Annotated in this window: 8 protein-coding genes; all 8 read right to left on the minus strand. The window is 49.3% G+C overall.

The window, feature by feature from the left end; all coding sequences use genetic code 11:
- Positions 1 to 41 precede the first annotated feature (41 nt).
- Positions 42 to 2,423 carry a toprim domain-containing protein gene (locus M8370_RS22445; RefSeq protein WP_019077817.1) on the minus strand — a complete coding sequence of 794 codons (2,382 nt, stop codon included), beginning with the start codon at positions 2,421 to 2,423 and terminating at the stop codon, positions 42 to 44.
- Positions 2,424 to 2,663: 240 nt separating this feature from the next.
- A complete protein-coding gene (locus M8370_RS22450; RefSeq protein WP_019077819.1) occupies positions 2,664 to 2,870 on the minus strand; it encodes a hypothetical protein in 207 nt (68 codons plus the stop codon).
- Positions 2,867 to 3,061 (minus strand): hypothetical protein, encoded by a 195-nt coding sequence (locus tag M8370_RS22455; protein ID WP_019077820.1) that lies wholly within the window; start codon positions 3,059 to 3,061, stop codon positions 2,867 to 2,869. The genes M8370_RS22450 and M8370_RS22455 overlap by 4 nt, the downstream gene beginning before the upstream one ends.
- On the minus strand, positions 3,054 to 4,421 hold the full coding sequence (locus M8370_RS23705) for a host cell division inhibitor Icd-like protein (protein ID WP_373371126.1): 1,368 nt from the start codon (positions 4,419 to 4,421) through the stop codon (positions 3,054 to 3,056). The genes M8370_RS22455 and M8370_RS23705 overlap by 8 nt, the downstream gene beginning before the upstream one ends.
- Positions 4,418 to 5,110 carry a hypothetical protein gene (locus tag M8370_RS22470; protein WP_019077823.1) on the minus strand — a complete coding sequence of 231 codons (693 nt, stop codon included), beginning with the start codon at positions 5,108 to 5,110 and terminating at the stop codon, positions 4,418 to 4,420. Before M8370_RS22470 ends, M8370_RS23705 begins: the two co-directional genes overlap by 4 nt.
- Positions 5,111 to 5,130: 20 nt before the next feature.
- Complete coding sequence (locus M8370_RS22475; RefSeq protein WP_019077824.1) at positions 5,131 to 5,415, minus strand: helix-turn-helix transcriptional regulator; 285 nt, start codon at positions 5,413 to 5,415, stop codon at positions 5,131 to 5,133.
- Positions 5,416 to 6,035: 620 nt separating this feature from the next.
- A complete protein-coding gene (locus M8370_RS22480) occupies positions 6,036 to 6,686 on the minus strand; it encodes a hypothetical protein (RefSeq protein WP_019077825.1) in 651 nt (216 codons plus the stop codon).
- Positions 6,686 to 7,906 (minus strand): tyrosine-type recombinase/integrase, encoded by a 1,221-nt coding sequence (locus M8370_RS22485; protein WP_019077826.1) that lies wholly within the window; start codon positions 7,904 to 7,906, stop codon positions 6,686 to 6,688. Before M8370_RS22485 ends, M8370_RS22480 begins: the two co-directional genes overlap by 1 nt.
- Positions 7,907 to 8,092: the final 186 nt, after the last annotated feature.

The following is an 8,092-nucleotide window of genomic DNA, read 5'->3' on the forward strand; positions in this document are numbered from 1 at the left end:
ACAGTAGACACGGTAGACACTTTATCGATAATTTTTAAATTCTACCCCTGCTCACCATTATTATTTCCTGTTGCTGCTGGTAGCCACCCATCAGCATCATCACCTAACAGGACATTTGAGATCGTACGCCCTTTATCCGGCCCCCGGGTGCACTGTTTGCGCTTGTACTCTTTGCCATACTCAGACATTGCCCCCGGCATATCAGTGCCGAACCGCGTCAATGATACGGGTTTACCCAGGCCATGCGCTGACATGTAGGCAAGGTATGAGTGGTACAGATAACGCCTCGGGCTGAATGGCACCATCTCAGCATTGCCAACAATCATTCCCTCGCACTCAACAAGCGCCATCAGGTAGCCGCAAAAATCCACCAGTGAATCACCTTCTCTTTTGATGGCCAGCGCTTCTTCTGATTTCTGCTGCTCATGCAAAAGCTGTTTGGCTTCGTTCTGGCTGGAAAATCGCACAAGAAGATGCCGGATGATTACCGCAAGCTCTCCTTCAATCTTCTCGGCCAGCATCGGATCGCGTTCGTTTTCCGGCACTACCTCGGTGAAGTTGAAAATCACCCGTCGCCGTGAAATACCGCCGCTGCGGTCACTGAACGTCATAGCATTGTTATTGACGGCCAGCACCACCGCCGGGATACGGGTTGAATATGGCGCTTTGTGTTTTGGGTCGATAGCCACCTTATCCCCGCCAGTGATCGCTTTAATCCCTGCGCCGTCGCCAGCGTACCGGGTCATATCAGGCATGATAATTAGCGAATAGCCCACCACCAGCGCCCTTTCCCTTGGGTTCTCCAGCGCCGCCATGCTCGCCGATACGGTGTTGGCCTTGCCCGCCAGCATCGTGCAGATCTCCGCCATAACACTTTTGCCACTTCCGCCCGGCCCCGTTACCTCAAGAAACAGCTGCCAGTCGTACCGGTTCGCCAGCACCATAAACAGAGCAGCCAGTACACGGTCTGCTTTTCGGTCATTATCCGCTACAGAGCGGCGGAGCCATTTCCAGAAGTTCGGCGCATGGGTTGCGAGGGTCTCGCCTTCTGCTGGTTCGCTGAACGGCAGATCACTCGCAACGAGAAGCCAGTCTTTTCGGTTGTGAGGCCGGAACTGTCCTGAGCGGGTATCAAAAACCCCATTGCTGAAACCAATCAGGTTACGGGCTGTTGTACCCATTACCGGAAGTCCCAGCTTCATTGTATCGACTGCTGATTTGATAGCGTTCTGTGAATACGCCACCTCCGCATCGATGTAGATCTGCGCCATTTCTCGCTGCAATTCTTTGTCTGTCAGAGGAACCCATACCACACCGTTGTAATGGTGTACCGTGTCGGAATCTGCATGGATCGCAAGGTCGCCATCGTAGTGAGCCAGCAGGACTTCTCCGCGCTGGCTAGCCCCCATTTGATTAAGTGCAGGTGTAACAGCTTCGTGTTGATTCTCTTTTCCGCCGTCAATTGCCTTGAGTTTTACCACCACCTTCTCGCCCTCCGGCTGGTACATCGAATCATTAAATGCTGCTGCCGCTGCTTCCAGCCCGTGTTGCTGGTGAAAATCATTCCAGTCGGCCTTTCCCTCGGTCTGAGGTAAAGCCACCCAGCCAGAGACAGCTTTAGCGGCATTTTCTGCGGCTGATTTTCCCGTGTTTGGTTCGCCGGGCTTAATATCGTTATCTGCGGCGATGATGATCTGCGCACCCGGGTAACGCTGTCGCATCACCTGCGCAACTGGCAGCAGGTTCCCGGCGTCAATTGCTGCGATAATTGTCGCATCAGGGCGGAACTGCTGAACTGAAAGCGCCGTTGCCAGCCCTTCGGCGATAATCACCGTCTCCGGCGTTTCACCGGAATTAACCACGCAAAAAGAGCCTTTCTTCACCGTGCCGGCCACCAGCCGCTTACTTCCATCTGGCTTAATCACCTGTGCGCCTGTCGTCGCGCCAGCACCGTTTTTCAGCACCAGCAGCAGCGACCCATCGGACAGCATCGGGAAGGGGCATTGAAGCCCCTTTGATGTAAGGTAAGCAGACTGCCCCGGAGAGGCTTTAGCGGTCAGCGCCGCAACTTTCCCGGCGATATCCGTCTGAGGCTTCTCTCTGGCTGGCTTCGGTTCCGGTGTCCGGGTATCACCACCCAGCACAGAGGATACTTTCTGCGCCGCAGCGGTTATGGTAATGCCCTGAGATCTGGCAATGAGATCCAGACCGTCGCCGTGATTTGGCTCGTCACACTGGCGACAATGCCACTCGCCGCCGCCGTGGTCGTCAATGTAGTGAAATCGGTCAGATCCACCACAGATGGCGCATGGGCCGTGACGGCCTTTCGGCGGAACAGTCACCCCGCACTGAGGAAGTAGGCTTTCCCAGCTTCCGGCAGCTTGGCGCTTAACTTCACGGATAATCTCAATTGCGCGGCTCATTGCTGTTCCTCCCTAATGCCATTGCGAGGAAAGACGGCATAGCAACCGTAAATGTCGATAATCTCGTTTCCGCGGCTGAGCCAGTGAGATATTTCTCCCGAATCGGGATGGAACACAGCCACAGACTCGGGGGCAAACTTTAGGGCAAAGGTGATGTGACTCTGCCCTTCTGCAGTCAGTTCACAAAACAGCGGCAATTTGAACTCTCCGCGCTTCCCGTGCCGCGCATCGCTTACAAAGTCATTTTGCACTGGAAGCCTCCCGCGCTTTCTGTAGACGATCTTTGGACTCATGCACCAGGCTGAAAATGGCGGCCACACAGTTAGATTCGTGTTCATCACCTTCGCCGAGGGAGTCCATCCAGATTTCCAGCATAGCCAGAGCCTGATTGCTGTATGCCAGTGCGTCTTCGGCGTGCATCAGGACTTCAAAAGGAACCTGTCTCATTTTGTCTCTCCCATGCGCAGCTCGGCGATTAATGCCCGGTGAATTTCCTGGTTAAAATCACACGCAATAGAAATCAGATTCAGCAGCGTTTCTGAACATTCAGCAGAGGCCTTCTCCAGAATGGTTTCGTAAAGTGATGAAGCCAGCGCTGATTTATATTCGGCCTGCTCCAGACAGATTGGCTCACGCATAGCGAACCTCCTGAACTGGTAGACGGCCAGCGAATACCATCACGCAGCCAGCCGGTGATTGCTCACGGGCTTCGCGTTCGGTGGTAGCTGTGATGTGAATGACGTTGCGACCGATAGCGCTCAGTGCGAGAAAACGCCAGATGTAGGACTTCCGCCCTTGCGGGTGTGTGATATGATCTTTCATAGCTGCCTCGTTATCTAAGCTAACGGTGGTGGTTAGCCCTCGTTCGGTACTGGTAATACCGTTCGGGGGCGTTGTATTTTTAGAGATGCACATGTTAGTGTGTACACCTAACGAGATTAACGATAGATCTATAGGTGTACACATGTCAACAGAAAAAGAGATTATTGTCCGTGATAGCCAGCCTCGCGGTGCGGGTAAATCTCCACCTTTCCATATGCGCATTAGCCCTGAACTAAAAGCGCAGCTTGAAGCAGAAGCGGATCGAGATGGCACCAGCCTTGCTAATTGGTTGAAAGAACTTGCCCGCCGTGAGCTCATCACAAGAGGCATCGAGCCAAAAGGCTGAACAGGATTACTCCCCGTAATGCTGTTTACTGCCGGGTTCTCGGTAGTTTGTCGGTAGACCACCAGCCAAAGGGTAGGATTTGAAATCCCACCCTTTCTCTTTTCCTGAACAGGGCTAATTTCGTTAGCGCTGTGAGGCACTGCCGAAATCAGAGCCTCCCCTCTTAAAGAGGGTTTGTTATCCGACTCGCTCAGAGACAGCTGGTTAACCTCGTAATTTTGAGTTACTACCCTCTCGTAAGCCAAATCTGGATTACGGTGCAAAACTGTACGTTGTTGATTTACCTCGTAGAGCAAAAATGCGCTGCCATTGCAGCTACCGAAGAAATTCGTCGAAACCTCAACTGCATATTGTTGATTTTCCTTGATACATCCTCTAAAGATGATTGCCGAACCTAAGCAGTGTTGATGTTCAGGCGAACCCGAATACTTTTCGTGTTTGTTGCCAGCCGATTCTAACGATTCGTTATAATCAAGTTCCTTCAATGGGTTGCAATGTCCGTACGTTAAACGTACGCGGTTGTTTAAACTCGGCATATCACCGAGTTTGGTTTGCGCGTGCGAATTTCGTCGGCTCAAATTCTGCGCAACCCTGATTGAGTTATGCAAATCGCTTGCGGCTGCCTCATCATGATTTGAGCACCCCCAAACGGGGGAGCGCAGATTTTGAACTCCAGCTCGGATTTTGAATCCCTGGTGATAATTTGACCTCGCCAAAACGGGCGAGTGCAAAGTTTGACCACCAGCGGCAAGCCTGGTAATCTGGCGATGTTTCAGTAAAGCGGTATTGCACTGGCGGCCCGGCATGGCCGCCTTTGTTTTGCCGGTCATACAATAGCCTCCACTTTCAGCCCGCCAGCGGTATACCCCTGAACCCGAACACCATCGACGCGATGACGCTTTTTCGTCAGAAAGCGGATGTGATCTGCGTAGACGTACTGCCATTTACCATCGAGTGCCACACGTTTAAACCACGGATGAGGCTTAGATATGATCTGGACAACTGGCGCGGAAGCCTTGCAGGGCGCGGGTTCTGCTGTGCATACCCCCTTATCGTTACCCGTTACTCTATACAGCCAGTAACTTGCCAGCTTCCCGGTCAATTTACGGGTGCGCACGGGGATATAACCCGCCTCACGCATCGCCTTACCAAAAGTGGCATCGTCCGGGTAATACTGGCGGCGTAGTTCCGTAGATACTGAAACGGCAAAGCTGCGTTTAGTCGGGTATTCCTGCCACTGGCCGACAAATTCAAAAGGAAGACCATTAACCCTTCCTTTGGTCTTGTCCTTGCCGCTTATCCCTACATCATGGTCTGCCTCATGCACGGACACGCCGGAACGCAGCCACACCAGCCCGTTACCGTTGTGGCGCAACCCCAGATCGGCAAGCGTAAATTCACCGCGATTAATGGGCGACCAGTCACCGGAAATAACCTGTTTACGGTTCGCTGAAATATCGTGCTGGCTGGCTACAGGGTGAGCGAATCCCTGCCCGTGGAGGGCATTAATCTTTTTCATCTCAGATTACCTGTGGTTAATTAAGCAGATTTACGGCTGTATGGGTTATTGACGTTCTCTACTGCTGGCGGATTACGAACCCACCAGAGCACATCCGAAAGAAGCCAAGCACAGCTATTGCGGCCAAAGTGACAGCGCGGAGGGAAGCGCCCCTGCTGCTCCATCTTCCAGCGGCTGGAACGGGAAAGACTGGTGATCTCGCTGCATTCATCTTCACGGATTCGGCGATCAAACTTAAAGCCGTACTCTTCTAAAAGGGTGCGGCGCTGTTCAGGATTTGGCGGGGTAAAGGTTATATTTTGCATGCTGCCTCCACTGTTTCAATGTTATGCGAAGAGATTAGTGGATAAACGACCAGCATTTCCATTGATTCTGGAATCCTTTAAAAGAACACGCAATTCCATTGAAAGATAGAAATTCCATCAAGATAACGCTCCCCTGTTTAAAACAGTTTCCACAGTAATTTCAACGGCTGTCTCGAGAGAAAAAATCATGAATTTCAATAACTCGCCGAAGATCACCGTTCTTTAACGATTTGATTCACCTTGGATTGTTCATAACAAAGATGAACAATGATGAACGCTGATGAACAGTGATGAATAACCATGAACAAAGATGGAAAAAGTTAGCAAGTAATGACCTAGTAGGGACCGTGGATGGAGCTAGGTATTGTTAGGTGCTGTCGGGTGCCGTTACGTGTCATAACGTGTCATTACGTGTCGTTGAATGCTGTTGAATGCTGTTGAATGCTGTTGAATGCTGTTGAATGCTGTTGAATGCTGTTGAATGTAACGGTAATACACATCAAATATAACAATTGAATCTCCTTGGCGATCATAGAATCGCCAAAAGCTCCAACAAATATAATTAATTAGTATTTTCACATGAAATATAAATAATACCTACTAACACTGCAAAACAATATTCATTCCGTATAATAAATCGAATTTAATGCCTTTCGAATTTTCTCATATATTGCTGATTTAGATAATCCAGTTTTAGATATACCTTCCTCATCAGCTAATTTATATAGTTCGTTTAAAATAGCCGAGATGCTTGGTTTTTTAGAGGTGCCAAACGAATGGCCTATCTTATGTGCTATAAGCTTGACCAGCATCCCCATTAATTTATCATTATATTCCTTTTCATCTTCTTTACGATGCAAGCCGCGTTTGCTGCTTTTCAATGCAATTCCGACCTGTAAAAGCTCATCCCCTCCCATAGCATAAAGATGCTCTTTTCCTTTGTTTTGATTAGCAATTATAGCCACCGCCGCAAGGCATCTGTCCTTTATGGGTTGTGGTGTAATATCTTCATCAATAAGAGGATATGCCAGAGCAAACATATAGTCTGCGGGATAGGCTGTTGAGTTTCCACCTCGAAATAATTTAGATGCTGATAACCATCTACTCAGTTGTCGATAGTATATATTGTAAGCTTCAACTTTCGCTTCAGGGATATCAGCAGTTTTAACTGTCGGATCTACCCCACACATAAGTAGTGCAAGTTGTTTAATATTTAGCTCCGGGGCTTTGGCTTCTCGCTCGAAAATACCCAATTTTAGAAAACTAGTCATTATTCAGCCTTATTCAACAAAACAATGTTAGTGAATCCACCTGATAAAATATCAAGTCTGTCATACCATTTATTCAGCGCATCCAGTTTCTCAGGCAAATACAGACTACGGTTATAAATCGCCATGACTCCCGGCATTGAGTGCCCCAACAACTGTTCGACAACGTGTGGTGCTATACCCATATTATTCATATGCGTTGCTAAAGTTCGTCTTAGATCGTGCAGTGTCCATGGTTCAGAATGCCCCAGCTTTTTATAAACGCCGCGGCCCCACTGACTTACCGCTTCACTGCCTTTAACCGACCCAAGCAAAAGGCCGGATCGTTTCGTTTCATCATGCAGTATTTCAATGAATTTGCGCATGGCATCCGGCACAGGTCTTACAATCTTCTCGCCGCCCTTGCTGTGCTCTTTGGGAACTGTCCAGACCCAGGCATCCATATCCCATTCACTCCACTCTGATAGCCTGGCCTCCTGCGTTCGGCACCCAAACACCATTAGGATTGTCAGTAGCCTGGTGTAGTAAGGCATGAAGCAAGTGCCAGAGGAAATGGCAGCCCATAAATCGCCAGCCTCTTTATCGTTTAATACCCGGTCTTTTTTTGCCTGTTTTTTACCGACATCTGGAATTGTTAAATCTTCAAGCGCGGTACTCACAGCATAGCGACGAACCCGGCAGAATTTCAGGGCTTGTTTGCACATCTGGAACACATAACCTGCGGCGACTGGAGTTTTCTTTTTCATCCTGTCAAAGCAGTCAAGCCAGTATCGGGTTTCGCAGTCAATGAGGGCCATTTTCCCAATGTAAGGGTAAATATGTTTGCGTAGCTCCGCTTTATGCCGCTCAACGTTCGCGCGATTTTCTTCCGCATATTCGCGTATCCAGTATTCGATAGCTTCCTGCACCGTGACCGGTTTAAGCGTTTCCTGAGTAGTTAGCGCCAACTGGTGCTTTGGGTCTTTACCAGAGGCCAGCCACTGACGACATTTATCACGCGAGGAACGGGCCTCTTTGAGACTCATATCAGGGTAGCGTCCCAGAGTCAGCCGATGCAGCTTCTGCCCGTCTAGTCGGTAAGTGAACACCCAGCTAATGCCACCAGCTTTCGTTACCTTAGCGCTCAACCCGGCACCATCAGCATAAAACTCAATCTTACTGGCCGGGATGCCATGTAATCCCTTTAACTTCCTGTCGCTCAGTTTGTTAAGTTCGCCAGCCATAGACCACCACCCAGCCCAAAGTGTTTATACAAATGTTTATACATAATTGCTTGCATAATAGCATAAACAACAAAAAGCACTGGAACAATATACAGCCATTATTTATCATAACTGATTGATTTTAAATAAAATACAAAAACCACCGCAAAGCATGAAAACAGCTAATCTGACAGTACGGCATGAACT

The sequence above is a fragment of the Enterobacter cloacae complex sp. OE43NF genome, assembly GCF_023544405.1.
Lineage (GTDB): Bacteria > Pseudomonadota > Gammaproteobacteria > Enterobacterales > Enterobacteriaceae > Enterobacter > Enterobacter cloacae.